We start from the raw sequence: 209 nt of genomic DNA, 5'->3' as shown, positions 1-209 counted from the left end.
GGCCAGATCGCTGACGGTACCGGCGTGGGAACCATCGTCGATGACGGCACCGGCCCGGGTCCATTCAACCCAGGCCCCGGTCCGGATAACGACACCACCAGCTTCAGCATTGGCGACATGAGCGTCAGTGAGGGTGGCCTGATGACCTTCACCGTGACCCGGAGCGGGGATGCGGCGGATGCCCAGACCATCGACTTTGCCACCAGCAT

1 protein-coding gene is annotated in these 209 nt (G+C 64.6%); it reads right to left on the bottom strand.

What is annotated here, in order from left to right; translation table 11 throughout:
• Nucleotides 1-209, bottom strand: a 209-nt coding sequence (locus JW499_RS22355; RefSeq protein WP_205212579.1) for a hypothetical protein, incomplete at both ends; no start/stop codon positions are given.

It is taken from the genome of Amphritea pacifica, assembly GCF_016924145.1.
In the GTDB taxonomy this organism is placed as follows: domain Bacteria; phylum Pseudomonadota; class Gammaproteobacteria; order Pseudomonadales; family Balneatricaceae; genus Amphritea; species Amphritea pacifica.
Note: the sequence above shows the minus strand (reverse complement) of the source record. Positions and strands in the feature narration are given on the sequence as shown.